Origin of the sequence: Luteolibacter algae, assembly GCF_042683045.1 — a bacterium.
GTDB classification, from domain to species: domain Bacteria; phylum Verrucomicrobiota; class Verrucomicrobiia; order Verrucomicrobiales; family Akkermansiaceae; genus Luteolibacter; species Luteolibacter algae.
In genome coordinates this window covers 177091-202113 of the sequence record NZ_JBHUIT010000017.1, presented here as the reverse complement: position 1 = coordinate 202113, position 25023 = coordinate 177091, and the positions used below count along the sequence as shown (strand labels likewise).

Annotated in this window: 23 protein-coding genes; 10 read left to right on the top strand and 13 right to left on the bottom strand. The window is 51.6% G+C overall.

What is annotated here, in order from left to right:
* Positions 1-65 precede the first annotated feature (65 nt).
* From mdoH to ACFSSA_RS10075, 5 genes are read right to left on the bottom strand one after another with little or no spacing between them, the layout of a single operon-like run.
* On the bottom strand, positions 66-2189 hold the full coding sequence (gene mdoH / locus ACFSSA_RS10095) for a glucans biosynthesis glucosyltransferase MdoH (protein ID WP_386820323.1): 2124 nt from the start codon (positions 2187-2189) through the stop codon (positions 66-68).
* Positions 2189-2779, bottom strand: coding sequence for a hypothetical protein (locus ACFSSA_RS10090; protein WP_386820322.1), 591 nt, complete (start codon positions 2777-2779; stop codon positions 2189-2191). Before ACFSSA_RS10090 ends, mdoH begins: the two co-directional genes overlap by 1 nt.
* Entirely contained in the window at positions 2755-4317 is a 1563-nt protein-coding gene (locus ACFSSA_RS10085; protein ID WP_386820321.1) for an OpgD/OpgG family glucan biosynthesis protein, read from the bottom strand. The genes ACFSSA_RS10090 and ACFSSA_RS10085 overlap by 25 nt, the downstream gene beginning before the upstream one ends.
* A 57-nt stretch (positions 4318-4374) precedes the next feature.
* Positions 4375-5853, bottom strand: coding sequence for an NAD(P)H-hydrate dehydratase (locus tag ACFSSA_RS10080; RefSeq protein WP_386820320.1), 1479 nt, complete (start codon positions 5851-5853; stop codon positions 4375-4377).
* Positions 5854-5895: 42 nt separating this feature from the next.
* Positions 5896-7119 (bottom strand): hypothetical protein, encoded by a 1224-nt coding sequence (locus ACFSSA_RS10075; protein WP_386820319.1) that lies wholly within the window; start codon positions 7117-7119, stop codon positions 5896-5898.
* A gap of 322 nt (positions 7120-7441) precedes the next feature.
* Between ACFSSA_RS10075 and ACFSSA_RS10070 the strand changes: the two genes are divergently transcribed.
* The 6 genes from ACFSSA_RS10070 (at position 7442) to ACFSSA_RS10045 (ending at position 12213) form a co-directional block, all read left to right on the top strand.
* Entirely contained in the window at positions 7442-7612 is a 171-nt protein-coding gene (locus tag ACFSSA_RS10070) for a DUF1328 domain-containing protein (RefSeq protein ID WP_386820318.1), read from the top strand.
* 29 nt (positions 7613-7641) lie between these two features.
* Positions 7642-8037, top strand: a complete 396-nt coding sequence (locus ACFSSA_RS10065) for a hypothetical protein (RefSeq protein WP_386820317.1) — start codon at positions 7642-7644, stop codon at positions 8035-8037.
* The gene (locus ACFSSA_RS10060) at positions 8034-8519 is read left to right on the top strand and encodes a hypothetical protein (protein ID WP_386820316.1); all 486 of its coding nucleotides are present in this window, start codon (positions 8034-8036) and stop codon (positions 8517-8519) included. The genes ACFSSA_RS10065 and ACFSSA_RS10060 overlap by 4 nt, the downstream gene beginning before the upstream one ends.
* 70 nt (positions 8520-8589) lie before the next feature.
* Positions 8590-9690, top strand: coding sequence for a GNAT family N-acetyltransferase (locus tag ACFSSA_RS10055; RefSeq protein WP_386820315.1), 1101 nt, complete (start codon positions 8590-8592; stop codon positions 9688-9690).
* Positions 9691-9738: 48 nt separating this feature from the next.
* The gene (locus ACFSSA_RS10050; RefSeq protein WP_386820314.1) at positions 9739-10740 is read left to right on the top strand and encodes an alpha/beta fold hydrolase; all 1002 of its coding nucleotides are present in this window, start codon (positions 9739-9741) and stop codon (positions 10738-10740) included.
* A gap of 75 nt (positions 10741-10815) precedes the next feature.
* Positions 10816-12213: an MBL fold metallo-hydrolase RNA specificity domain-containing protein gene (locus ACFSSA_RS10045; RefSeq protein WP_386820313.1), complete on the top strand. Its 1398-nt coding sequence runs from the start codon at positions 10816-10818 to the stop codon at positions 12211-12213.
* Positions 12214-12222: 9 nt separating this feature from the next.
* Here ACFSSA_RS10045 and ACFSSA_RS10040 read toward each other — a convergent pair whose 3' ends face one another.
* The gene (locus ACFSSA_RS10040) at positions 12223-13599 is read right to left on the bottom strand and encodes a hypothetical protein (RefSeq protein ID WP_386820312.1); all 1377 of its coding nucleotides are present in this window, start codon (positions 13597-13599) and stop codon (positions 12223-12225) included.
* 121 nt (positions 13600-13720) lie between these two features.
* Here ACFSSA_RS10040 and ACFSSA_RS10035 point away from each other — a divergent pair, with 121 nt between their 5' ends.
* Positions 13721-15064: a nucleotide pyrophosphatase/phosphodiesterase family protein gene (locus ACFSSA_RS10035; protein ID WP_386820311.1), complete on the top strand. Its 1344-nt coding sequence runs from the start codon at positions 13721-13723 to the stop codon at positions 15062-15064.
* Between the two features lie 97 nt (positions 15065-15161).
* Here ACFSSA_RS10035 and ACFSSA_RS10030 read toward each other — a convergent pair whose 3' ends face one another.
* Both ACFSSA_RS10030 and ACFSSA_RS10025 read right to left on the bottom strand, forming a co-directional pair.
* Complete coding sequence (locus tag ACFSSA_RS10030) at positions 15162-16322, bottom strand: Gfo/Idh/MocA family protein (protein WP_386820310.1); 1161 nt, start codon at positions 16320-16322, stop codon at positions 15162-15164.
* A gap of 141 nt (positions 16323-16463) precedes the next feature.
* Entirely contained in the window at positions 16464-16841 is a 378-nt protein-coding gene (locus ACFSSA_RS10025) for a KH domain-containing protein (RefSeq protein ID WP_386820309.1), read from the bottom strand.
* Between the two features lie 108 nt (positions 16842-16949).
* On the opposite strand from ACFSSA_RS10025, the gene ACFSSA_RS10020 reads away from it, so the two are divergent.
* Positions 16950-17900 (top strand): aldose epimerase family protein, encoded by a 951-nt coding sequence (locus ACFSSA_RS10020; protein WP_386820308.1) that lies wholly within the window; start codon positions 16950-16952, stop codon positions 17898-17900.
* Positions 17901-18003: 103 nt separating this feature from the next.
* Here the strand turns inward: ACFSSA_RS10020 and ACFSSA_RS10015 are convergent, their stop codons facing one another.
* The 3 genes from ACFSSA_RS10015 to rplM all read right to left on the bottom strand — a co-directional run bounded on the left by ACFSSA_RS10015 (position 18004) and on the right by rplM (position 20328).
* The gene (locus ACFSSA_RS10015) at positions 18004-19371 is read right to left on the bottom strand and encodes a hypothetical protein (protein ID WP_386820307.1); all 1368 of its coding nucleotides are present in this window, start codon (positions 19369-19371) and stop codon (positions 18004-18006) included.
* A gap of 105 nt (positions 19372-19476) precedes the next feature.
* Complete coding sequence (gene rpsI, locus ACFSSA_RS10010; RefSeq protein ID WP_386820306.1) at positions 19477-19872, bottom strand: 30S ribosomal protein S9; 396 nt, start codon at positions 19870-19872, stop codon at positions 19477-19479.
* Positions 19873-19896: 24 nt separating this feature from the next.
* Positions 19897-20328 (bottom strand): 50S ribosomal protein L13, encoded by a 432-nt coding sequence (gene rplM, locus ACFSSA_RS10005; RefSeq protein ID WP_386820305.1) that lies wholly within the window; start codon positions 20326-20328, stop codon positions 19897-19899.
* A gap of 239 nt (positions 20329-20567) precedes the next feature.
* Between rplM and ychF the strand changes: the two genes are divergently transcribed.
* Positions 20568-21683, top strand: a complete 1116-nt coding sequence (ychF, locus tag ACFSSA_RS10000) for a redox-regulated ATPase YchF (RefSeq protein WP_386820304.1) — start codon at positions 20568-20570, stop codon at positions 21681-21683.
* A 94-nt stretch (positions 21684-21777) separates the two neighbouring features.
* Here the strand turns inward: ychF and ACFSSA_RS09995 are convergent, their stop codons facing one another.
* A complete protein-coding gene (locus ACFSSA_RS09995; protein ID WP_386820303.1) occupies positions 21778-22434 on the bottom strand; it encodes an FHA domain-containing protein in 657 nt (218 codons plus the stop codon).
* A 129-nt stretch (positions 22435-22563) separates the two neighbouring features.
* On the opposite strand from ACFSSA_RS09995, the gene ACFSSA_RS09990 reads away from it, so the two are divergent.
* The gene (locus tag ACFSSA_RS09990; protein WP_386820302.1) at positions 22564-22884 is read left to right on the top strand and encodes a bactofilin family protein; all 321 of its coding nucleotides are present in this window, start codon (positions 22564-22566) and stop codon (positions 22882-22884) included.
* 93 nt (positions 22885-22977) lie between these two features.
* Here the strand turns inward: ACFSSA_RS09990 and ACFSSA_RS09985 are convergent, their stop codons facing one another.
* Positions 22978-25014 carry an ATP-dependent helicase gene (locus tag ACFSSA_RS09985; RefSeq protein ID WP_386820301.1) on the bottom strand — a complete coding sequence of 679 codons (2037 nt, stop codon included), beginning with the start codon at positions 25012-25014 and terminating at the stop codon, positions 22978-22980.
* Positions 25015-25023 lie beyond the last annotated feature (9 nt).

Sequence of the window (25023 nt, the reverse complement as noted above, 5' to 3'; positions counted from 1 at the left end):
AAGGGCTCTCCTCGGAGCCCTTTTTTCGTGTCTCATCCTCGGTTTTCCCAGTAGTCACCCTCGGCTCATTCTCCCGGGCGCATCCGGTAGCTTTCGACGGCCTTGATCCATATCGGATGCAAATCTTCCATCGCCCCCAGCCACACGGCCCGATGCATCATCAACATCGCCGGCATCGTATATAGCAACTGGGAGAGGTCTGACTTCGAGAGCGCACCGGGACCGTTTTTCAAACAACGGTTTGCCAGAGACTCATCTACTCCGCCCATATCGGAGTTCTCAAGTAGCGAGATGTGGACACTGTTCACATATGGATCCACCACTGCGGCGATCACCCCTTCCCGATGCGGCATTTGGGCATTCAGCGCAACATGCACGGATGCCTCCGCTTGAATCGCCAGGTTCAAAATCTCCGGTGGTGAAGTTTCTTCAGGCGTAGCGAGTATGTTCTTTCTCGCAAGCGCACGCCCGTATTTGGAGCGGCTCGTCCACACAGAGACCGGGATACAAAGAATGAGCCCAAGTAAAATCGGAGACATCCAAAGGGTGAATACCCATCCGATCTGTAATGCCAGCACTGTCCACGCGATGCCCAGCAAGGTGGGTGCCAGATGAAAACGCAGCGCATCCGCCCATGCGGTGCCATCCGTCTCCCTGCTCTGATTCCCCCAACCTACGGCATGTCCCGTAATAATACTCAGGACCATCAACGTGTGGGCAAGCATCATGCAAGGTGCCAGCAGCATCGAAACAATCGTCTCCATCATCCCTCCGACCAGGAGAGGAAAAAAGCCCCCGAAAGCCCGTCTCAGCCGGGGCACAAGCATCGCGCCGGCCAGAGCCAGAATTTTCGGAAGGAACAGCAACGTGAAGACAAAACCGATTAGAATCATCCCCTGCCACTGCCCGGCAATCCCGAAAGTCCTTTCAGCGAAACTGTCAAAAGGCAGCGGAGTCAGATCGCTCACATGGAAGTCCCACGCAACCCATGTCCCGAAAATCAGAAACAGAAACCACAATGGGCTGCCGAGATAGGCCATGATCCCCATGAACAGATGGATCCGCACTGTTAGCGGAAGTTTCCGGGCAAATATCAGCCAGAAGTGTTGCAGATTCCCCTGACACCAACGCCGATCCCGCTTTAGATGATCCACCAATGTAGGGGGCGCTTCCTCGTAGGTGCCTTCGATATCCCACGCCAGCCAAACCTCCCAACCCTCGGAGACCATCAGCGCAGCCTCCACGAAATCATGGCTCAGGATTCTCCCGCCGAATGGCTCTCTACCCGGTAATGCCGGCAGCTCACAAAACTCAGAGAAAGGCTTCACGCGGATCATCGCGTTATGCCCCCAATAGCTTCCGCCGCCAAGTTGCCAAAAATTCAGCCCGCGGATAAAAAGCGGACCATAAAGCCTCATGGCAAATTGCTGGAGCCGGGTAAAAACCGAAACGCCGCGAATCAATTTTGGAGGTGTCTGAAGAATACCAAGCCGGGGATAGGCTTCCATCACCTTGGCCATCTTCACAATATCGGAGCCATCCATCAGGCTATCCGCATCCAGAACAAGCATCCCCTCATAGCCCCCGCCCCAGGTGCGGACGAAATCCCCGATATTACCAGCCTTCCGGTTCTCATTTACCTTACGCCGTCTATAGTAGATCTTGCCGAAACCCTTCAGTCTCCTGCAAAGATTGGTCCAGGCGACTTCCTCCAGCACCCATAGATCCAGATCCCGCGTATCGCTGAGGAGAAAGAAATCGAATTTGTCGAGCTGTCCCGTCGTTTCAATCGAGCGATAGATCGCCTCTATTCTAGCGCAAAATTTCGCACTGTCTTCATTGTAAACAGGCATGACCACCGCATAACGCTTTTCGAGATGATCCGGTGCTCCTTCTGCCAACCTGGAAATCCTAACCGAGCGCTTCCGCCCGGTAATGATATCTAGTGCGCCAAAGAGCGCATGAAAAGAACCCAGCACGAGAAGCCCGTTGAGTATCGCGAAAATGATCAATAGCAAAACGTGAGCCCGGTGGAATCCCGAGCGAAAGAAAAGATCGGCCATCCATAGCACCGCCGCGAGGTTCACGAGCAGCACGCCGGTGAAAAAGACAAATCGTCTCAGTTTTGCCCGACCTTTTCCGTAGAAAGGCTTACCGCTGAAGCGCGGATCAATAGGTTGTGTATCCATCACTCGTAGAAAATAAACCACACCGTGGCGATAATTAGGATGGCGACAATCAACGCGACCATCTTCCGCATGATCGGCCGCCGATCCATCGTCTCCCACCACTGGGCCGCGCCATTTCCGATTGCATTGAGTTCCAGAGGCTTGGGCAGCATGGTAAGCTCGGCAAATTGCGGACCAGCAGCCAAGTAGGACGATCTCATTGCCTCGACAAATTCCTCCGGCCAAGGAGCCGGGGTGAGAAAAACGCCCTGCCACTTGTCCGGCATTCCCGCGAGCAATAGACCCAACCGTCCCCGCGCTGCCAGCCTGCGGTTTTCCAATGGCTCGGAGATTACCTCCTGGGTCCACTCACCTATTGCATAAAGAGTTTCCTCCATCGCCAGCTCGCGTGCGGTTTTATCCGGCTCCGAAGCTCTTCTCGCGGAAGCTCGCCAAAGAATCCCCCGCACAAGTTCGGAGGACAGGAGGCGGTTCCGTATCCGCAAGGCGATTAGATACGATTCCACCGCCGCGTAGGCAGCCTCCCACTCCGCCATTTCCGCCTCGCTAAGAGGCCGGAGCGCATTCAAGGCTTGATCCGATAAACCCATGTCTCTGTGAGAAAATTCTCCCCCTTTTTGAGTGCCGCACGCAATTCCACCGGTTTGATATCCGAGAGCTTCGCACCCTCTTCCGCAGGCTTCAGCTGAAAGGCTAATCTGACCTTGTTACCCGGCATACTTTGGACCGTGATACCTTGAATTACAATTTCGGCAGCCGTTTCACCATCGGCCTCCACAAAAGCCTCAGGGAGTTTACCATCCTTCTCCAACAGGTTTTCACCGAAAAATTCCACCACCACCGTGCGCTGCTCCGGCTGCCAATCATGCACCCCTGTGCGGGTGGCAACGACATGGCCGCCAGCCCCTGCAGGATCTCCGTTCATTGTCCAATGTTGCTTGTAGTGAAACTCCACCCGTTCTCCTGCTTTTGGTGTAACAGCAGGCTGCCACATCGCTACGGTGTTATCGGCAAGTTCGTTGTGAGTGGGAATCTCCATCAGCATTACACTCCCCGGTCCCCAATCGGATGTCGGCTCGATCCAGAGTGAAGGGCGGGACTCATAGGCAGCCTCGCCATCCTCGTAGGCCTCGAAGCGGCGATCACGTTGCAACAGCCCGAAACCCTTGCACTTTTCCATCTGGAAAAAGCTGAATTCCAGTTGTCCGCTATCGTTGCTGACAGGCCGCCACAATCTTTCCCCACTACCTTTGTAAATAGCCAATCCATCAGAATCATGAACTTCCGGCCGGAAATCATCAAAACGCCTGCGCGAATTCTCGCCGAACCAATACATGCTCGACATCGGGGCAATACCCAGCCGCTTGACTTCCTTACGGGTAAACAAAACCGCTTTTACGTCCACCACGGTATCATCGCCGGGATAAATCGTGAAACTATATGCCCCGGTATAAGACGGCCCATCAAGCAGAGCAAACATCTGTGAAAATTTAGAGTCAGGCTCCGGTTTCCTCAGCCAAAACTCGCGGAACACCGGGAATTCTTCCTGCACTCCTTCCGCTCCCGTATCGACGGCGATGCCGCGGGCAGAAATTCCGTAACGTTGATTTTTACCAAGTGCGCGCCAGTAGCTGGCACCCTGAAACGCGGCGAGCTCGTCGAAACGCTCGGGATCGTTCAATCTCGCCAGTAGCTTGAGACCCGCGAAACCATTCTCAGGAGACAGCTCGCCACGCTCCCCGATCAAGTTGCCATATTTGAAAAAGGCTTCTGTGAGCCTCACTTTCTGCCGGTGTGTATCGGTGAATTCGCTAATCATCACAGGCTCGCGAAACAGGTAGCCTGGATGGAAAAACATCGCGCGAAACGGAATATCTGTTCCAGCCCACAAGGCCCGTTCGGGATCGAAGCGAATATCACGATATTGATCGTAACTAAGCTTCTTCATCCAACCTGGCAGAGCCTCTTTATCCGGCGCCTCATAGGGTTTCGCAGCAAGCTCTTTGGCGTAATTCTCAATCTCGCCGAACTTCACTTCCTCGCGCTCCCAGTCCTGCCCCAGAGCAAGCCCGGTTCCCAACCCAACAGCAATTAACAGAATCAAGTTCTTGGACACAGCCGTAGTCATATTTGAAAAAAATTTTAAAAGTCAACTATCCCGACAAAGATTTTATCTCAAAAAAAATCATCTCAACTTCCGCCGCCACGCGGCTAATGCAGCCCCGATCTTTTCAGCCGTTTGCGTGGCTGTGGAAATCTCGCCATTCTCATTTACCGCAAGCTCCGCAGCGTATCCGCATACCCACGCTCCGAGGGATGCGGCATCAAAACCAGTTATCCCGCCAGCCAGGAACGCCCCTGTGACACCTGCCAGCAAATCGCCCTGCCCACCATTCGACATTCCAGGAGTGCCAGTGGAATTCACCCGCATGGTCGATCCATTTTGAGCAACAATCGTCCGCCCTCCCTTTAGCAATAAAATTGCTTCGTTTTCAGCAGTGAACTTGTGCGCGGCTTCTTCCCGCGACAAACCTTCGAGCTCCGGTGCCAAACGTTTGAATTCTCCCGGGTGCGGCGTGAGCACATGCCGGGCATCCAGCTTGACATTTTTGCGCGAAAGCAAATTCAACCCATCCGCATCAATCAGTAGAGGAACCGGGGTCTCACGGACGAGTGTGAGAATTCCATCCTCATATTCGGAAGTCATCTCCCCCAACCCCGGGCCGAGCACGATGGCATCCATTTTTTCCAAAAGTAACAAGCGGGGATCATCGCACGATTTTAACATCACTTCCAGTGGGAGCCGGCTGCGAAGGGCCGCACACGCGGCTTCCCGGGCATAGATGGTGACTAACCCGCCGCCTCCGCGGATCGCTCCCAAGGCAGTTATCAGTGCTGCTCCGGAAAACTCGGCCGACCCAGCAACGATGGCGACCCGCCCGGCTTTGCCCTTATGGAAATCAAACTCCCGCGGGTGCTTCCCGAAATGCATTATCTGTGGACAAATTATATCGAGATCGCATTCTTCATCCGCCGAGAGCCCTTCCACTTCCACCAGTGCAAGCGCTCCGACTGCATTGACCGCGGTGGAAGCCAGCAATCCGCGCTTGGCGCATCCAATCATAAACGTCATGTCCGCCGTGACAGAATCAGCATGGACTTCTCCACTGTCAGGATCGACACCAGAGGGTAAATCCACCGAAACCACGACTACGCCACAGCGCTCGCGAAGCGTCCGCATCTCGCGGGCCATTTCCACCAGAGGCTCTTTCAAAGCACCTCTGGCACCAATACCGAGCAGCCCATCGATCAAAACAATCCCTGAGCCCAGCTGAATTTTCAAAGGCTTTTCTAAAGGAACATCCAATCCAAGCCCCTCCCGTTGGCTCTGCATGAGGGTGGCCCATTGATCCTGCGGATATGCAGCTCTAACCCCGATCTGCCATCCAAATTCTTCCGCTAACACACGAAGAGCGATCAACGCATCTCCGGCATTATGCCCCTTTCCTATATATGCGATCGCACAAGATATATGTGGAAACCGATTCGCAATTGCATGACCCAGAGCTTCGCCGGCCATTGTCATTAATTCTGCTTCTGAAAGTCCGCGGGCCATCGCAGCCGATTCGATTTTCCGCATTTGTGATACCGTCACCGCAGCCATATTGGCGACAATAACTCATCATTCGAAATTGGCATCTTGTTTTTATCTATTCCACTCAGGCAATGTTTCACTGAGTATACTGTCAATTCTCCGCAGCTCGGATCCACTGATCCAATCAAAATCCGGATCATCGTTCGCCACTATTTTTTTCATTTTTCCCAATACCAGCGCTTTCACTGCCAGAGGTAGACCCCGGAAGGCATCAGAATAAACCATATAGGAACAACGGTTTTTGAATATGCGCCCGTATAAGCGGAATTCCGCAAGAGTCTCTCCATCGGATGTTTTGGGAAAACGGGAAACAAATGCTCTCTGAAATGCCGGATCGCCCTCCGCCCCATCCTCCAGGTCCGCTTCGTTCTTGAAAAACATACACTCGACAATCTTCTCCGCCCAGCTTTCAGCGACTCTTCCCGCAGGGCCTTCGTTGGGATCCGCGGTAGGGTCAAGCGACTGGGAGAAGTAATGCGTCCTCCGGTAGTTCATGGACGCGGCATTCAGCAGAGTATGCATCCTACACTGATGCTCCAATACCATGAGCGCAACGATGTCACTGGTTGGCCGAGGATACTTCGACACATCAATCACAGATCGGAGATCATCTAGCTCCTGCATCTCGGGCTTGGTGCTCCCCTCGGAGGTATAAACCCGGTTTCCCAAATGGGGTAAGCTGCTATTCCCGGTTACATACCATCCGCCCCAACGCTCTTCAATGGGAGACTCGTGGGTTGTATCTTCAGTTCCCAGATGCAATAGAGGGTGCCCATCGGAATCAGGGAATACCGAGCGTATCAGCATACCCGGCACCCCTTCCGTTCTCCCTGTTCCATGACAGGAAAGGCAATTGCTTGTATCCCGCTCAATAACCAGGCCCTTGGTATTACTACGGACCAAGTAATACACCGGCCCCAGCACCGCATCCTCCACGATGACTTCTATATCGCCGCCTGGAACATATCCCACGTAAGCATTTTCCGAGAAATACAGACTCCGGGGATTCCTTGGATGAATCAGGCCGTTCTGCAAGCTGGTTTTGGAAAATACCAGAACCTGGGATTCCACCGGAATTTCCAACTCCTCTAAAAGCAGCTTCAGTAATTCCAAGGTGCTGCTTTGCTGGAGCAAAGAATCCGGAAGGTTGGCTGAAAGCCGGGCCAATCGGTCGCTTGGCGCCGTATCGGAATAATTGATCGGAGGTAAGTCCCAGAAATCCACCTGCCCCTGCACGGACCCAGCACAACTCACCGCCATAACTGATGATACCAAGGCTGACTTAAAATATCGCATATCGATATAATACGCGCATTTCGCCACCAGCTAACACTCCAATCTTCTCATTACCTGCGCACCAATTGATCAAAAAGAGTTTTTCGATCGTGCAAATCGCACTGAAAAATCAGCAGGTGAAGCGAATTGCAATTTCTGACAATGATCCATCGGATCGGCCAGAGAGGAAAACCGAGACAGCACATGAGATTTGGAGAGATCGGTGCTTTGGCACTCCATGTGCAAATGAGAAATTGGTAACTCTCCGGAACAACCTCCGGGGAACTTCAATAAAAACATAACCAAAGAAAGAACCAAAACCATGTTAAGCTGGGCCCTTATTTTCCTCATTCTCGCCATTGTCGCGGGCGTTCTTGGCTTCGGTGGAATCGCAGGAGCTGCTTCCGGGATTGCACAAATTCTATTCTTTGTATTCCTCGTTTTATTGGTAGTTTCTGCAATTGCACGTGCAGTTCGCGGCAAAACTCCATAAGTCTAATTCAACTTCAAAAATTTATTATTATGAACCACTCATTATCTCACGATCACAAAGCAAAAGATTTATTATCCCGTATCGGGCACGACATCTCGCAGCTCAAAGGCGATGTATCAAGCCTCCTACACCATACCGGAAAACATACCATCTCCGATAGCGCCAGAGATTTGGCCGATCAAGCGCGGGACCGACTTCATGCGGGGGGAGCCTATGCAGCTTCCCAATTGAGATATGTCCGCCAACATCCCGGCCAGTCCTCGGCAGGTCTGCTGGGAGGTTTACTCTTACTGGGAGCAGTAGGTGCTGGCATCTACTACCTTTGCAAGAGTGATTGCAGCGTTGGCTGCCGCACCCGCAAAGACCATTCGGACGATGACGAAAATGTTTCCAACACCAACCAATTGCCTCCATACATTTCATGAAAAATCTATCATTACTCCTCGCCCTGGTTATCCCGTTTCTATTTTCAAATTGCAAACAAGCGGATGCAGACGGGGATGTCACATTCGCGAAGCAAACCTTTGAATCCCTGGCAAGAGGCAATACTTCGGTCGCGGATGATATTGACTGGGAAACTTTTACCTCGCTTGGGGTTCCTGTGGGTCAACGATACGTTACCTTCAAGAATGATGCTGAAAGAGCAGACTTCACGAATAGTTTCATTACACAGTTTTCATCGTCTTTCCGGGAAAGCGGAGGAAGTGCCGATAATTTCACCAATTGGAAAGTCGATTCCCATGATGAGACACATACCAAAGTCACTGCAGATTCTTCCGGTGGTATTTTAAAACTCACGGTCTCGGAACGAGATGGAAAAGAGCGGCTATCGGCTATCGAGGTTATAAAACAAACCATCTGTCCTTCACCAACTTTCCGTTGCAACGAGCCTCATGAATATTCGTGAGGCTCGTTTATTTGCGATGTTTACGGCGAAGGAAAAGCATTCAGGATCGCGATTGAAGTTTGTAATTTGAATGCCGGAGTTTAGCCTCATTGCCGTGGTCGAAAAAAGTGACTTGAGAGCCGTCCTCCAATACATCCCCCAATTCAGGGGGAAGATTTTTTGTGTATTGATCGAAGCAGGTTTGCTGCCGGAACCAGCGGTCGCGGAGACCCTTTTGGACCTGGCTGTTCTGGAAGATCTTGGAGTCAAATTGGTGCTAGGCGTGCTTGGAGGAGATCTCAAAGATCTCTACGATTGGACCTTGGAATGTGAAATTATGGCCGCGCGGGTGACCAGGCCGATAGGCGACGACCTGGCGGCGAAGGAAGTCAGAGAGATTTTACAACGCGGGCAATCTGCGATCATTGATGCATCCGGATTCGGCCCGCTCGATCGCGAAGTCGTGGATTTCGCGAAGCTGATCGGCGTGACCAAAGTTATCGCACTGTTGGAAGAAAGTATCCTGGTAAATGGTCAGCCCGCCCACGCTATCCGTGCTGCGGACGTCCCCGAAACACTTGCGAATGAGGACGTCCAGGGCAAAGAACTACTCCTGTCTGCTGCAGAGGCCTGCCATCGTGGAGTGCCACGGGTCCACGTCCTGAATGGTAGACAGCAGGGAGTCCTCGTAGATGAGCTATTTTCCAACGAAGGCGTTGGAACGATGGTCCACGCCGATAGTTATAGAATCATCCGCGAGCTTCGGGAAGATGACATTCCGGAACTGCTGGGAATGATCGGCCGCGTGGTGCGTCGCACCAAACTTGTCGCGCGAACCTACGAGGACATCTATGAAAAAATCTCCGATTATCACGTGATGACGATAGATGATAACGTGGTGGGTTGCGTGGCTTTGCACGAATACATTGGAGAGAACTGCGCAGAGGTGGCGTGCTTGTATGTCAAGCAGGCCCATGAAGGCCGGGGCTATGGCTACGAGCTCGTCGAACACGCCGAACATCTGGCTCTGGCAAAGCAAATTCCGCGGGTATTCGCTCTAACCAATCGCGCTGCGGAATTCTTCAAACGAGCTGGCTACCAGCAAATGGATCTCGATGCACTGCCGGAAAAACGCCGTGCACAGTTCATCGCTTCCGGCCGTGACTCCCTTGTGTTTGGAAAAACATTCTAGATACGCCAATATCGCTTGAGAGGCGCGGAATCCGTTCTAGCTTGCGGGATGATTTTCAGAATCTTCACAGTTTTTGTTCTCGGGCTTTTCGGAACCGCAATTCCCATCCATGCCGAGGAGAGTAAACCGTTGGGAATCAGGCTGGAACACTACGAGTATCCGTTTCCCGTTGAGTTTTTCAACTTCACCGCGCAAAAGCAATCGCTCGAGATGGCATATATGGATGTCAGGCCGGCGAAGGCGAACGGGGAGGTCGTCCTTCTTCTCCACGGAAAGAATTTCTGCGGAGCCTATTGGGAGCGGACGGCGAAAGATCTGGCGGAGCGCGGCTATCGGGTGATTATTCCAGATCAAATCGGCTTCGGGAAATCCTCCAAACCTGAAAACTACCACTACACATTTCATTCTCTTGCGAGTCATACCAAGCAACTCCTCGATGAGCTCGGTGCGGAAAAGCCCCACGTGTTGGGGCATTCGATGGGCGGTATGATCGCTACCCGTTACGCGCTGATGTTTCCTTCGGAAACGCGCTCCCTGATTTTGGAAAATCCGATAGGCCTGGAAGATTGGAAAACAATGGTGCCCTATCCCGGTATCGATCAATGGTATGAGAAGGAGCTCCAGACGGATGCTGACTCAATCCGTAAGTATCAGCAGGAAAGCTACTACGATGGCCAATGGAAGCCCGAATACGACCCATGGGTGGAAATTCTCGCAGGCATCGCGAGCAGCGAAGACTATCCCCGCGTAGCTTGGAATCAGGCTCTCACCTATGACATGATTTTCACCCAACCGGTTGTCTATGAGTTTCCCCTGGTGAAAGTGCCAACTCTACTAATCATCGGGCAACGTGACCGCACAGCTTTAGGAAAGGCATCTGTTCCGGAGGAAATATCCGCAAAGATGGGTCTTTACCCGGAGCTGGGGAAAAAGGCTGCAGAGGCAATTCCGAATTCGACGCTCGTAGAGCTTGAGGGAATCGGGCATCTCCCCCATATCGAATCCTACGGAAAATTCATCACCCCTCTGGTGGACTTTCTGGACAGATAATAGCGCTGCCTTGTCGGCCGAGTCCTCATCCTTTTCCCTTGCGCCAAAATTTCTCTGCTACGAGACTGATAGGATATGAAACTCAAATTCTGTGGCGCCGCTGGCACCACCACCGGCTCGCAGCACCTTTTGGAGATCAATGGAAAACGCATCCTCCTGGACTGCGGCTTATACCAGGGCAGCCGCAAAGATGCCTATGAGATCAACTGCTGTTTTCCACACTACGATCCCGCTGGAGTTGATATCGTAATTCTTTCACACGCACATATCGATCACAGTGGTAACCTTCCCAACCTAGCGAAAAAAGGCTTCACCGGGACGATCTATTCAACCCACGCGACCCGTGATCTCTGCCAGATCATGCTAAGGGATTCTGCACGTATCCAGGAGAGCGATATTCGCTGGGTCAACAAGCACCGGGTGCGAAAGGGACTGGAAAAAGTCGAACCGCTCTACAACGAACAGGATGCGGAACGTTGTCTCCGCCAATTCGTGACGATGAGCTACGACAGGCCAATTCCAATTGCCGATGGGGTGGAACTAACTTTTGTCGATGCAGGGCATATCCTCGGATCCGCACAGATCGTATTGGATATAAAAGATCAAGCTGATGGAATGAAGAAACGCTTCCTCTTTTCCGGCGATGTCGGCCGTGGTGATAGCGAGGTTCTGCGCGATCCCGTTGCTGTGGATAATGTCGATTTCGTCCTTATGGAGAGCACTTATGGCGGCCGCGAGCACGAAGCTCCTCCCGGGTTCGACAAACATTTTGCCGAGGTCATCAAAGAAGCCGCGAAACGAGGGGGAAAAATTCTTATTCCCGCCTTCGCGGTAGAGCGCACCCAGAAGCTGCTTTATGTGCTCAACGAGCTATTTCTCGCAAACGAGCTGCCACATATCCCCGTTTTTGTAGACAGCCCCCTGGCGGTCAGTGCCACGGAAATCTACCGCTTACATCCGGATTCATTTAACGAAGAAGTTTATGAAGCGCTGTTTGAAAAGCAAAATCCCTTCGGGTTTGAAGACCTTACCCTGATCAGATCCGTCAAAGGTTCCAAGTCCCTGAACGAGCTTGAGGGAGTTTCGATTATTATTTCCGCTTCCGGGATGTGCGAAGCAGGGCGTATTCTTCATCACCTTCGGAACAATATCGAAGACTCCAGAAATACGATTCTATTTGTTGGCTACTGTGCCGAAAGGACCTTGGGTCGGAGGATCCGCGATGGGGCGAAAGATGTCAATATCCTCGGTGATACCTTTCACGTGAAGGCACACATTGAGATTGTGGATTCGTTCTCGGGCCATGCGGACCATTCGGAATTGGTGGATTACTTCAATAGAATCCGCGGTAACAAGACCCAGACATGGCTGATACACGGGGAACCGGACAGCGCCAGCGCATTGCAGAGCGCTTTATCGGAAACCAAGCACAACGTCTCAGTCGGGAAGCTTGGCTCCGAAGTTACTTTCTAAACGCTTCGCTTAAAGTCCCATAGCCTGCCGCACCTCGCTGACCAGCTTGTCTGCGGCCCCACCATCTATCCACCGGGCAATCTTCACCACCCGGTCATTCACGATCAACTCCAGGCGTTTCATATCCTTCCCGTTGGATTTGCCGCTTACCGAGCTACGGATGTCTGTTACCTCTCTGCGTGGAAACGATTGATCCTCCAGAATTTTTCCACGCTGGTATCTGCGGATGGAAATATCTGTTGGGTTACCTTCGATCCGGCGGTCCACACCATGACCTTTGATTGCTGCCACCAATGCCGACAAACCAATCAGAAGGAAAACCGACGAAACCAAGGTCCAGATAGCCGCAAATCCATCACTGAACAGCGCGGGCAAATACGCCAGAAGATTCTCAATACCCAAATCGGGGTTCCATTCAGGCCACGCTGATTGAGAAATCCCAAAAATCCCGATACACATAAACAGCCCGCCAATCAGCGACATCACCAGACCCGCTAACCAAGAACCCTTTTTCGCGCCGGGTATGGAATACGAAAAAACCGATTTCACCGCGCCGCCTTCGTGGCCTCCAGATCTTGTCCCGGGTGTTTTCCGTGACGCGAAAACCTCTCTTCGAAGCTCTGAGATCAACCAGACTTGTTCCGCCTTGTCCAAGCCCCCGCCAAATTTCATTTTTGCACGGTCGGCTTTGATCTCAATCCCAAACACCGGTTGTTTGTTTTGCCTGTAAAACTCCCTTCTTTCAATGGTCCTGATTTCAGAACAATTGAGCGCTCTCTCATTGCTACGGCCAAACATCTCTCTTCGCAGTGCAAGCACTCCACCACTGACGACAATCGTGTGGGACAAAAATTTCAATTTGAGAGCCTCATAAAGCATCCTCAGACCAATCGTCCAAAAGATACCAAAAAAGATGATTGCCATCCACCATGGCATGGCATCCCTCACCTCATTGCCACTGATCATACTCGTGATCGTGATCACGCTGGCAAAGCCAGTGATCGAGCACCAAAAGATTCCCAATAGCAGCACGGCTAGAAACTTTCCGGCAGGCGGAATATGCCAGACCGATCCACCCCAGCCATCACCTGACTTTTGAATAGTGCTGTTCTCCGGCAGTGAAACCACCTCCCCGATACAGTCATTTTCTTCCGACCTTGAGGCCCATTCCGATAGCGAAGCTTTGATTCCACAAGCTTCACATTCCAGCACCCGATCCCACTCGACAGGGAAATCTGCGGTTTGTTCCCCGCACTCCGGACAGCTCAACGCCCCCTCAAGCAGGCGCTTTCTCACAGCACCCTTCTCAAGCATATCCATCGCGTTCTCGAACATCTTCCAAGAAACGCAGGATTTCCCGGAAAAATCAATTGCTTGCTGAATCATAAGGAATCCCCACTCCCTGGCTGGAAAGTCAACTTCCGGACAGACCTGATAGTTTGCTATCCTTGCCGATCGTAGAGTTGATAGCTACCGTTGACAGTTCCCAAACGTCTCTCTCTCATCCATGCGCCTCGCCGTTCTAAATATTGTCGGACTCTCGAAATCTCTTATCGGCGAAAACTGCCCCGGCATCCGGAGCTTCGCGGAAAAGCACGGAGTCCAGAGTTACACTCCGGCATTTCCAGCCCTGACTACCACTGGCCAATCATCAATCATTACCGGCTCAAAACCGGAACAACACGGAATCGTGGCCAACGGATGGTATGATCGGGAAAATGCGGAGGTTCGTTTTTGGAAACAGTCGAACCACATCGTGCAGGGAGAGAAAATTTGGGACACTCTCCGCGGTCAACTTAGGGAGACAATGCCGGAATTTACCTGCGCGAAGCTCTTTTGGTGGTATAACATGTATTCCTCTGCGGATTATACCATCACTCCCCGCCCTCTTTATCCTGCGGATGGCTCGAAGTTTTTCGATATCCACACCCAGCCCATGATGATGCGGGATGAGTTGAAAGCTAATTTGGGACCATTTCCTTTTCCCGCATTTTGGGGTCCTGCCGCGGGTATCGCCTCATCCGAATGGATCGCCTCTTCCGCAAAATGGGTGGAGGAGAAACACCAGCCGACGCTATCTCTCACTTACCTACCCCACCTCGATTATTGCCTCCAAAAGGATGGGCCGGACTCACCCCTTGTAGCTGATCAAGTGCGCGCAATCGATCACGTGGTGACTGATCTGATCGACTACTATGAGTCACGTGGGATTCGTGTAATGTTACTGTCCGAGTATGGCATTTCGGCAGTCCATCAGCCGATACACCTCAATCGCCTTTTCCGCCAAAAAGGATGGCTCTCGATCAAAAACGAACTTGGCAGAGAGACCTTGGACTGCGGGGGATGCAAAGCCTTTGCCATCGCCGATCATCAGATCGCTCACATTTACATCAACGACAAAGCCATCACGCGGGAAGTGCGTGACTTATTGGAAAAGACCGTCGGCATAGATGAAATCCGTCTACAGAATCATCCACGCTCGGGTGATTTTATAGCTATCGCCAAGCCTGATGCCTGGTTCACTTATTACTATTGGATCGATGATCAGGTTGCCCCTGATTTTGCCCGCACGATCGATATCCATCGGAAGCCCGGCTACGATCCTTGCGAGCTTTTCGTCGATCCCGAGATAAAATTTCCAAAAGCAAAGATCGCGAAATTTCTGGTTAAAAAGAAGTTGGGAATCCGTGGTCTCCTGGATGTCATTCCGCTTGATGCGACTTTAGTGAAAGGCTCTCACGGACGAGACATCGTCCCCGATGAGGAAAAGCCTGTTTTCATTGGCTCTTCGGAAAAAGTAGAACACGCGGAAGATATCCATTCCGCGATACTTAAGCATTTCAGCCCGTAGTCCCTACCCATCGGATTGACCAAACGAAAAGCCCCGGAAGAAATCGCACGGGGCGAGTCCTTTCGGGGCAAATCTCAAAAAGATTTGGGGCAAAAACCTACAGATTAGTCCAGGCTCCGTTGTTTTGTGAAGATTTCACAGCCGCCTCAATGAACGCCATACCCTCCACCCCATCTTTGACCGTCGGGAAATCGTAAGCTTCGTTTCCTTTGAAATTCCCGGCAATGGAGTCGGAAATCGCCTCACTAGCAGCGAGATAGATATTCGCGAAAGCTTCGATAAATGCTTCCGGGTGACCAAATGGCAAACGTGTGTATTTGGCGGCGGCCTCACCATTATACGAGTTACCCCGACGCCAGATCTCCCTCGGCTTTTCGGCATACTTCACGATCAATTCATTCGGATGCTCTTGATGCCACTCGATCGAGGCCTTGGTCCCATAGATACGGATATTAAGTCCGTTCTCTTCGCCGGTGGAAATCTGCGAAGCGAACAAAACTCCCCGTGCCCCACCTTCATAGCGGCACAACATTGAGCCATCATCATCAAGCTCACGACCTGGGATGAAGGTGTTTAAATCCGCAGCCACCGATTCCAGTTTCAATCCGGAAATGTATTGGGCGAGGTTTTCAGCATGTGTTCCAATATCACCGATGCAGTTGGAAATTCCAGAGATACTCGGATCCATCCGCCAATTGGAAATTTTGCCATCTCCTGCCGCAGCCTCCTCATAGGAGACGATTCCGTAACCCTGTGGATACTCGGCAACGATTTTCAGAATTTTACCCAGTTTGCCTTGTTTTACCAAAGCACGGGCTTCTTTGACCATCGGATAGCCCGTATAATTATGAGTCAAAGCAAACACCAGGCCGGATTTTTCAACCACATTCTGAAGGTCTTCCCCTTGGGCTTTGGAAAGGGCGAGAGGCTTTTCGCAAACGACGTGGATCCCGTTCTCCAGGAACTTTTTCGCCACTTTGTAATGAAGGTCGTTACGCGCAACGATACTTACGAAATCAATGCGATCCCCCAGTGGACGTGCAGCCTCTTTTTCGGCCATTTCATCGAAATTTGCATAAACACGGTCGGGAGATAGAAAAAGATCTTCACCCGAGAGTTTCGATTTCTCCGGATCAGAGGAAAAACAGCCGGCAACCAGCTCGATCTTTCCATCCAAGTTCGCCGCCATCCTGTGCACGGCACCGATAAATGCACCGCGTCCGCCGCCTACCATTCCCATCCGGAGTTTTCTATTCATGTGTTATTTCTTTAAAATTTTTGCGCCTGCGCTCAGGCAATGCACATGCATTGAAGCAAACAGCCAGTGACCTGCAACCTCTTTTGGAACCTACACCTGGAGAAGCATTCCGGGACGCCCCTTGAACCATCCGCTGGAAAATCAAGACTCACGTGCCTGCATCTCCGCTTCTTCCTCATGGGAATGAATCTGGAGAGTCACCTGCACTCCTTCTTTATCCGCTGCGGCTTTCAGCACACTACGGATAGCAGACGCGGTAAATCCGTTCCGGCCGATCAACATCGCAACATCCTCACGGGCCAAAACTAATTTAAAACGAAGCCGTTTAGGCCCAAGCTCCGCGACTTTGAGCTGTGCCTTTGCAGGCTCATCTATCAGCTTCACCGCCACAAACTGTAAAAAATTTCTTAATCTGTCTGTCACCGCTTGCATGGCGTCACATTCTCCCAAGACGCGGTCCACCGCAAGCACCAAGGAGATTGTATTTACGTTCTCTCCATGCGCATCGTATGTAGTCATTGCAGAAATCCGCCAAAAATTCATACTCGCCAGACGTCGCACGAATTCTCAAAAGTTCCCGCACGTAGCAACCACCGGCACGTCCCGACATTTAGATCTTTAACTTACGTGAAAACCTATCTTCTCAGCCATCCATCAGGAATTACCGCAACCGTCTCCGATTTTGGAGCAACTTTGAGAACCCTCTCGACCGCCGACCAGCATGGCAGATTTGAGAATATACTCGTGGGCTTTGAAAACCCCGAGGATTGGGCGGATAACGAGTTCTTTTTCGGGGTAACCGTCGGCCGCTTCGCTAATCGCATCGCCAACGGGACCTTCACCTTGAATGGCGTAACCCACAAACTGGAAACAAATGATAGCCCGAATCATCTTCACGGGGGCATCAACGGCTTCGACAAAGCCTTGTGGGAAACAGAATTTGTGTCCGACGAATGTGTCCGCTTCGCCTATCTTTCCCCCGATGGAGAAGAAGGCTTCCCGGGAAATTTGAAGGTCACGGTGGAATATTCACTTGGGGAGGATTTCCTCAAATGGAAAGCGACTGCGACTACCGATAAAGCCACGCCGGTGAGCCTTACAAATCATGCATATTTCAATCTTACCGGCACTCCCTCCGAGTCCGTCCTCGATCACGTGCTAAATGTAAAGGCCTCAAAATATCTACCTCTCAACGAAAATTGCGTGCCTTCCGGCGATATTGCCGAAGTCGCCGGCACAGCTTTCGATTTCACAAATCCGCAAACAATCGGGCACAATCTTGCAAAATCCGCCTGTAGCTTTGACCACAATTTCGTCTTGGACGGCGCCCAGGAATCTCGTGTGGCTGCGATAGCCACAGATCCCAAGTCGGGCAGAGTGCTGGAACTTTCCACAAATCATCCCGGCCTTCAGTTTTACCTGGATTCTCCATTTGGAAATCCAACCAGCGCGTTTTGTCTGGAGCCGCAGCATTTTCCGGATTCTCCGAACATTTCACACTTTCCTTCACCCATTCTTCAGCCGGGCGATACCTACCATCACGAAATCACGCTTCGCTTCCCGAAGGCTGAAGCCTAGGCATCCTAAAAAAAGAAAGCCGCAGCCTTTCCTCTGACCCTGCAACGTATCATCAGGGGCAGTGGAAAACCTGCGGATTAAATGGAAGTCTGGGATTATCAGACTAGCGGCCTCTTCCCCGGCCCCTATCGCCACCCCACATGCTTTGACCACTGATCAACCGTTGTTTCATCTCGGGGGATATTGAGCTATTGCTGTTGATAAAGTCAGTCGCCGCCGCCTTGTCCGTTTGCATCCAGCGGGCCGCAACGACACTTGTCGCACGGCTCTGATCACGCTCATCAGTGATGAGTGAAGCCACCTCGATAAGATCCGCCGGATTGGCTGTGCTGTTGCTGAATATGTAGGACTGCGCGGCACTATCTTTCAGATCCGGGGAGCTTTGGGACTTCACAAAGGCAAGTGCCGCAGTGCTATCGGATGCTGTCCAGATAGGCATCACCTCCCGCATCGTATCTCTGACGGCTTGCTCGTTATCAATGCTTTTCAACCAATCCATCGAGCCCTGAACATCCTGACGTGCGTAATTTTTTGCAACCGTAGGTATAGCGTTTCTTTGAGCATCCTTATCGCTCAATTTTCCAATTTCCTGAGCTGCCAGTTCTGGGCTCGATTGTGCCAGGCCTTCAATGGCTGAGGCCAAGGCCAGGCCGCGCTGATCCTCTGGCAATGAATTTGCCCAAGCCAGAGCTTCAGAAAAATTCTGAGTGCCCCATTGCTTTGCGATAGCCTCGTAGGCATCGCCCCGGGATTTCTCATCCATGGCTCCTGCCATCTCCGCCGCTTTTTTGGGATCGGTCTTCGCGACCTCGGAAACGACCGAGGTCATTGCCTCCCCGCTCTTCGTCCCTAGGGCAGCAGCCCACTCCATGGCCGCCTTAGGATCTTGTTTTGCCCACTCGCTGGCAATGATCGAGCCGGGATCCTGTCCACCTCTACCTCCACCCATCATGTTCATCATCGCAAACTGGCCGGGATTATCCGTATAATATTTCGCGGCATTCACAGGGTCTGTGCTGGCCCACCCTTGCAAGACCGTTGGCCGCGCAAATGCTCCGGCCATACCCATTGTATCGGTGAAAGCCATCGCGGCTGTAGGATCGACTTCCGCCCATTTTCCAAACAGTAAGACCGAGGCCAAAATGCGTTCGTTGAACGGCATATTATCAAGTTTTTCCGCTTCCAGCGAAAATTCATCCGGGCTGAGATTCGCGTAATAATCGAGAAGCGCCTGGACTCTATTGCTCTGGCCGGGCTTTCGATAGATTTCTTCAACACTACGGACTTTGCTATCCCTGCCACTGCTGGAGCTTCGCTCTGATGACGCGCGGTCCATTGAAGAGCGGGTCCTCATTTCCAATCCGTCGACTACCGACTCAGCAGAGGAAGCACCGCCCTTTTTACCTACGCCGAAACCAATTCCCAATCCGATTGCGAGAGCTACACCTGGAATCAAATAGTTTGTTTTCATAAAAACTACATAACCCATCCGTTCACGTTTAGTTGCGCTAAATCTGAACAAAAAAAAGCAGCATCTTTCGATGCTGCCTCTCTGAAGACTGAAAAACTGTTATGATTAACGTTTCGAGAACTGGAAACGAGCACGTGCGCCCGGTTGACCTGGTTTCTTACGTTCTTTCATACGTGGGTCACGTGTGAGGAAGCCGGCTGGCTTGATAAGCTTGCGGTTCTCGGGATCAAACTGAGTAAGAGAACGGGAGATCGCGTGACGAATCGCAATCGCTTGAGCATGCTTGCCACCGCCCTTAACGATGACTTTTACGTCGAACTTATTGACCATGTTCACAACTTGGAACGGTGCAATCACCGAATTCTGAAGGTCGATAGTTGGAAGATAATCCTCGAAGGAAAGACCGTTGATGGTCATTTCTCCGGAACCTTCGGTTACCCAAACACGGGCAACAGCGGTTTTGCGGCGTCCTGTGGAGCTTTGTGTGGCAGTAGCTGGCATAATAATGAGAGAATTTTAATGGGATTAGCGAACCTCGTAAACCGTAGGAGCTTGGGCTTCATGTGGATGTGTCTCGCCGGCGTAAACCTTGAGCTTACCAAATTGAGCACGGCCAAGACGTGTTTTCGGGATCATACCCCAAACAGCGCGTTCCACGAGAAGCACTGGACGGCGCTCGCGAAGCTTCTGCGGAGTTTCAACCTTCTTGCCGCCGACGTAACCGGTGAAGCGAGTGTAGATCTTGTCAGTTTCCTTGTTACCACTAAGGACGCATTGATCCGCATTGATCACTACGACGAAATCGCCGGTATCAACGTGAGTGGTGAACGTAGGCTTTTGTTTGCCACGGAGCAAACGTGCGGCTTCCACGGCAACTTGGCCGAGGACTTTGCCTTTGGCGTCGATCACATACCATTTGCGGTCAACTTCTTGTGGCTTGGCGGAAAATGTCTTCATTTCAATATAATAGGGAAGCCTTACAGGATAAGTATGACGATGCACCTACCCGAAGGGGCGCGAAACCTAGGCAGCTGACTGATGGCTGTCAACCGGGAAATACCACGTTTTCCCAAGATTTTTTCCGATCGTTTGCCCTCTGGCCCCAGCATGCCCATTTTCGATGTTATAGGAAAGCTTTCAATATCGTGTAAATTTCTCTCGCCCAAGGCCTTTCCCCTGCGCAATCTGCGCGCGCTATGCTCAAAGCAGGAATCGTAGGCTTACCAAACGTCGGAAAATCAACTCTTTTTAATGCAGTCACCCGCACCCGCAAGGCGGAGGCTGCGAACTATCCATTTTGCACCATAGATCCGAATGTGGGAATGGTCATGGTTCCCGATGATCGTCTTGCGGTCCTTTCTAAAATCTCCGGTTCCAACAAGCTGGTCCCAACTGCCATCGAGTTTGTCGATATTGCCGGCCTGGTTGAAGGCGCATCGGAAGGAGCCGGCCTGGGAAATAAGTTCCTCGCCAACATCCGCGAAACAGATGCCATCGTGCAAGTCGTCCGGTGTTTTGAAAATGACGATATCATTCATGAGCTCGGTTCTGTAAACCCGATCCGGGACATCGAGATCATCAATGCCGAGCTAATCCTTGCGGACATGGCCGCCCTTGAAAAACGTCGCAGCTCGCGGGAGAAGAAAGCGAAAAGTGGCGACAAGGAGTCCAAAAAGGAGGTTGAACTCATTGATATTATCATGCCGCATCTGGATGCCGGCAAGCCAGCCCTCACCCTGGATTTCTCCTCGGAAGATGCGGAGATCGTAAAGGGATTCTTTCTACTCTCTTCCAAACGCACCATCTACGCCTGCAACGTGTCCGAGGACGAGCTGGCCGGAGCAACGGAAAATCCGGACTCGCATCCACAAGTGGCACTGGTCAGAAAATTCGCGGCCGAGCACTCCGGCGCTGAGGCCGTTGTCATCTCCGCTCGCATAGAAGAGGAGCTTTCCGATCTTTCTCCTGAAGAGTCTGCGGAGTTTCTTGCCGATATGGGAGTCAAAGATTCCGGAGTCTCCGGCCTGATCCGTGGCGTTTACCATTTGCTCGGCCTTCGCACCTATCTCACCACAGGAGTTCAGGAAACTCGTGCTTGGACCATTACCGCAGGAGACAAAGCTCCCGCCGCCGCAGGAGTCATCCACACGGATTTCGAACGGGGATTCATTGCCGCGGAAGTCGTTCACTACGATGACTTGGTCGCGGCCGGAACTAAATCCGCAGCGAAGGAAGCCGGGAAGGTCCGGATCGAAGGCAAGGAATACGTTGTGAAAGATGGTGACGTGATCGAATTCCGCTTCAACGTCTGATCCCCCTCCCTTTCGGGACGATTCTTCATTCTTAACAAAAAAGCCGGTCAGATGATTGACCGGCTTTTTATTTTGCTCATTTGGAAAATCACGATCACTCGGCGGGAGGAACCTCAGCCGGCACCGTATCGACTGCCTGCCCGGGCTTTGAAGCAGCCTTATCCGCTTCGATTTTCTCCATTATAGCCTGATATAGAGAATCCGCCGTATTGGGATCCTTTCGATAGCGAACCTCCATTCCGGCATAAAATGCCGCCGCCGCGAGAATAAGAAAAACCAAGATTGATCCGAAGCCACCTCCCGAGCTTTGCTTGACAGGAGTATATGCCGGGCGCCGGCGGGGCTCAGCTCTTTGCCTTGGCGCCGCTGCTGGCGGCAATGGTGTCTCAATCGCAGGCTCCTTGGTAACAGGTGTTTGATCGATCGGCCTTTCACGTGCGAGAACTTCCAGTTCTTCCTCAGTAAGCGAAAAATCAAAGGATACGTCACCGAGCTTCACACTCATGCCCGAGCGCAGGGATACGATCTGCTGCCGAGATTCGTTGTATTTGATACCATTGGTCGAGCCCACATCCGCCAACTCATAGCCTCCCTCGACTCGATGCATCTCGGCATGCCTGCTGGATACGGATCCGGAATCCACCACGATATCATTATCACTTCCTCGCCCTATACTTACCACCATGCGGTCCAGTTGGAATCTGTAAGGCTGTGGATTTTGTTCCGGGACGGTGATGATGACTCGTGGCATGGTAGGTAAACGGTTTCGTTTCCTAGATTCTAACTCGAAAACGAAAAATCATGCATCTGAAAAATCGTTCCAATTTCAGAATTCTTTACCATTGCAAGCCGCCAATCATTCTGCTTGTTTGATTGCGTTATGGCAAATGCGACAAACGTCCTCTCCACCGGTATCGAAATCATTGGTTCAATCCGCTTCTCCAACGACATGATCATCGATGGTAAAATCGAGGGCGAAATCATGTCGGACAAAGGCAAGGTCACCATCGGCGAAAATGCCCAAGTCAAAGGCGATGTCACCGCAGGCGATGTAAAGGTTTACGGGAATGTCGAAGGCAAGATCACATCCCAGCGCTGTGAGCTAAAAGATAAGTCCAAAATCAATGGTGACATCAAGTCGAAGGTTTTCTCCATGGAAGAAGGTGCCCAGCTCTGTGGTAGAACCGAGATCGGTGGCTGATCCGGGAAATCCTCCGATGCGGAATGGCCTAATAAACTTTCCCGAAGGCGAACCGAAATTGGTTCGCCTTTTTTTTATGCAGCAGGCTGCGCGTCAAAACGGATCATCCTCCGTCCACTCATTCCCCACACTCCATGTTTCCACCAGATCCTGTGGAAAATCATCCAGAAAGCGGGAAGGCCGGCAGAGAACATCTCCGGTGTAGCTTTTGGGATTCATCATCGGGTAACTCAGATAGAGCTCATCCTTTGCCCGGGTCAACGCGACATAAAAGAGTCTACGCTCTTCTTCAAATGCCGCCTCGTCATCGGAATCAAGAATTCGTCCGTTGGGAAATTGACCATCGACTAGCCAGACAATGAACACTACCTTCCATTCTAGGCCTTTGGCCTGATGGATGGATGAGAGCGTGACCTTATCGTCATCGCGCTCGGATTTATCCCCTGTTGGATCACCGTCCGTGGTGCTCATCAATGAAAGCTGTGCCAAAAACTCCAGGACATCTTCAAAAGAGCTCCCGTATTGGATCAACTGCTCGATATCACCTCTGCGTGCTTCGTAATTATCGAAACTTTCCTTCAGGTAATCGTCATATACCCCCTCCAAAACACTGAATAGCATTTCAGCAGGGGTGGCGAACCTTCCTCCGGGAGTAAGCTCATCGAGAGTGTAGCAAAGCTGCTCCCAATGTTTCGCGGCCTTTTTGGGGACCGGATATTTGAGGAATATATCCGACCACTTCTTGGGAAGCTCGTCCTGCCCGGCCTCCGGCGCGAGCAACCATCTTTGCCAGAGTTTTTCGGAAGTTCCGGGACCACAGCCGGGAAACATCTGAACTATGCGTTTGAAACTGACTTCGTCTCTGCGATTTGTCACAAAGCGTAGAAACGCAGCCACATCTTTGATATGTGCTTGCTCGAAGAATCTTAGCCCGCTGGTGATCCCGAAAGGGATTCCGCGGCGTGTGAGCTCCATCTGCACTTCCAGGCTCTGGAAATGTGCCCGATACAGAACCGCCATTTCAGAGAGCTCGATTCCTTCGTCCCGCAGCTCCAGCATACGCTGGGCAACGAAGCTTGCCTGGGTGGCGGGATCCTCCAAAGGCACAAGAGCTGGCTTTGCTCCCACTTCGGAACGCGACGATCTGAGATTCTTCTCAAAACGCATTTTGTTCATGGAAATTGCAGCGTTGGAAAGCTCCAGAATCTCCGGCACACTGCGATAATTTGTTTCAATCGTATGCACGGTGGAATCCACATATCGCTGCTGGAAATTTAGAATATGATCCACCTCAGCTCCCCGCCATGAATAGATTGATTGAGAGTCATCCCCCACCGCCATGAGGCTATTGGATTCTCCGGAGAGCAGATCGATCAAATCGCTCTGCACAGAATTTGTATCCTGATACTCATCGACAAGGATATGGCGGAAGCGTTTCTGATAGATAGCCAGGACATCTGGATGATTGCGGAAAAGGTCTACCGTCAAGCTGAGCATATCATCGAAATCCAATGAGTTTGTTGCCCGCTTTTTCGCTATGTATTTACTGCGGACTGTCTCCAGGATCTCTTTCCACTCTCCAAAATACGGATAGCGCACCCGGATCAGCTCTTCCAAAGAAACATTCGTGTTCGCCATTAGGCTAAACATGGAGATCAATACGTCCGGTTTTGGAAATCTGCGTTGCTTCGTATCGATATCGCAAGTGGCGAGCACTCCGCTCATAAGCGATTTCTGGTCATCGCGGTCCAGAATTGAGAAGGATTTTGTGAATCCAATCTCCTCCGCATGCCTGCGTAAAATACGATTGCAGATGGAGTGGAACGTCCCGGCCCATAGATCGGAGACATCTCCGGGGACAAGCGATCTCACCCGCTCCACCATTTCCTTTGCGGCCTTATTGGTGAATGTCAGCAGTAGTATATTTCTTGCCCGTTCTCCCTCATCCAAGAGCCACGAAACCCGGTAAGTCAATGTGCGCGTTTTACCCGAGCCCGCTCCTGCAATCACCAGTGATTTACCTGGTGGCGAGGTCACCGCCTTGAACTGCTCTGTATTTAATACCTTTGCGTAGTCGATTCCGGATGCGGATACGGGTCTTTTCCGCTGTAGTTTATATTCACGCGCCATAGGTATCTG

Bases quoted from the DNA above. Each gene is read 5' to 3' on its own strand.
- mdoH (WP_386820323.1), bottom strand. From the start codon at position 2,189: ATGGATACACAACCTATTGATCCGCGCTTCAGCGGTAAGCCTTTCTAC.
- ACFSSA_RS10090 (WP_386820322.1), bottom strand. From the start codon at position 2,779: ATGGGTTTATCGGATCAAGCCTTGAATGCGCTCCGGCCTCTTAGCGAG.
- ACFSSA_RS10085 (WP_386820321.1), bottom strand. From the start codon at position 4,317: ATGACTACGGCTGTGTCCAAGAACTTGATTCTGTTAATTGCTGTTGGG.
- ACFSSA_RS10080 (WP_386820320.1), bottom strand. From the start codon at position 5,853: ATGGCTGCGGTGACGGTATCACAAATGCGGAAAATCGAATCGGCTGCG.
- ACFSSA_RS10070 (WP_386820318.1), top strand. From the start codon at position 7,442: ATGTTAAGCTGGGCCCTTATTTTCCTCATTCTCGCCATTGTCGCGGGC.
- ACFSSA_RS10065 (WP_386820317.1), top strand. From the start codon at position 7,642: ATGAACCACTCATTATCTCACGATCACAAAGCAAAAGATTTATTATCC.
- ACFSSA_RS10060 (WP_386820316.1), top strand. From the start codon at position 8,034: ATGAAAAATCTATCATTACTCCTCGCCCTGGTTATCCCGTTTCTATTT.
- ACFSSA_RS10055 (WP_386820315.1), top strand. From the start codon at position 8,590: ATGCCGGAGTTTAGCCTCATTGCCGTGGTCGAAAAAAGTGACTTGAGA.
- ACFSSA_RS10050 (WP_386820314.1), top strand. From the start codon at position 9,739: ATGATTTTCAGAATCTTCACAGTTTTTGTTCTCGGGCTTTTCGGAACC.
- ACFSSA_RS10045 (WP_386820313.1), top strand. From the start codon at position 10,816: ATGAAACTCAAATTCTGTGGCGCCGCTGGCACCACCACCGGCTCGCAG.
- ACFSSA_RS10040 (WP_386820312.1), bottom strand. From the start codon at position 13,599: ATGATTCAGCAAGCAATTGATTTTTCCGGGAAATCCTGCGTTTCTTGG.
- ACFSSA_RS10035 (WP_386820311.1), top strand. From the start codon at position 13,721: ATGCGCCTCGCCGTTCTAAATATTGTCGGACTCTCGAAATCTCTTATC.
- ACFSSA_RS10030 (WP_386820310.1), bottom strand. From the start codon at position 16,322: ATGAATAGAAAACTCCGGATGGGAATGGTAGGCGGCGGACGCGGTGCA.
- ACFSSA_RS10025 (WP_386820309.1), bottom strand. From the start codon at position 16,841: ATGACTACATACGATGCGCATGGAGAGAACGTAAATACAATCTCCTTG.
- ACFSSA_RS10015 (WP_386820307.1), bottom strand. From the start codon at position 19,371: ATGAAAACAAACTATTTGATTCCAGGTGTAGCTCTCGCAATCGGATTG.
- rpsI (WP_386820306.1), bottom strand. From the start codon at position 19,872: ATGCCAGCTACTGCCACACAAAGCTCCACAGGACGCCGCAAAACCGCT.
- rplM (WP_386820305.1), bottom strand. From the start codon at position 20,328: ATGAAGACATTTTCCGCCAAGCCACAAGAAGTTGACCGCAAATGGTAT.
- ychF (WP_386820304.1), top strand. From the start codon at position 20,568: ATGCTCAAAGCAGGAATCGTAGGCTTACCAAACGTCGGAAAATCAACT.
- ACFSSA_RS09995 (WP_386820303.1), bottom strand. From the start codon at position 22,434: ATGCCACGAGTCATCATCACCGTCCCGGAACAAAATCCACAGCCTTAC.
- ACFSSA_RS09990 (WP_386820302.1), top strand. From the start codon at position 22,564: ATGGCAAATGCGACAAACGTCCTCTCCACCGGTATCGAAATCATTGGT.
- ACFSSA_RS09985 (WP_386820301.1), bottom strand. From the start codon at position 25,014: ATGGCGCGTGAATATAAACTACAGCGGAAAAGACCCGTATCCGCATCC.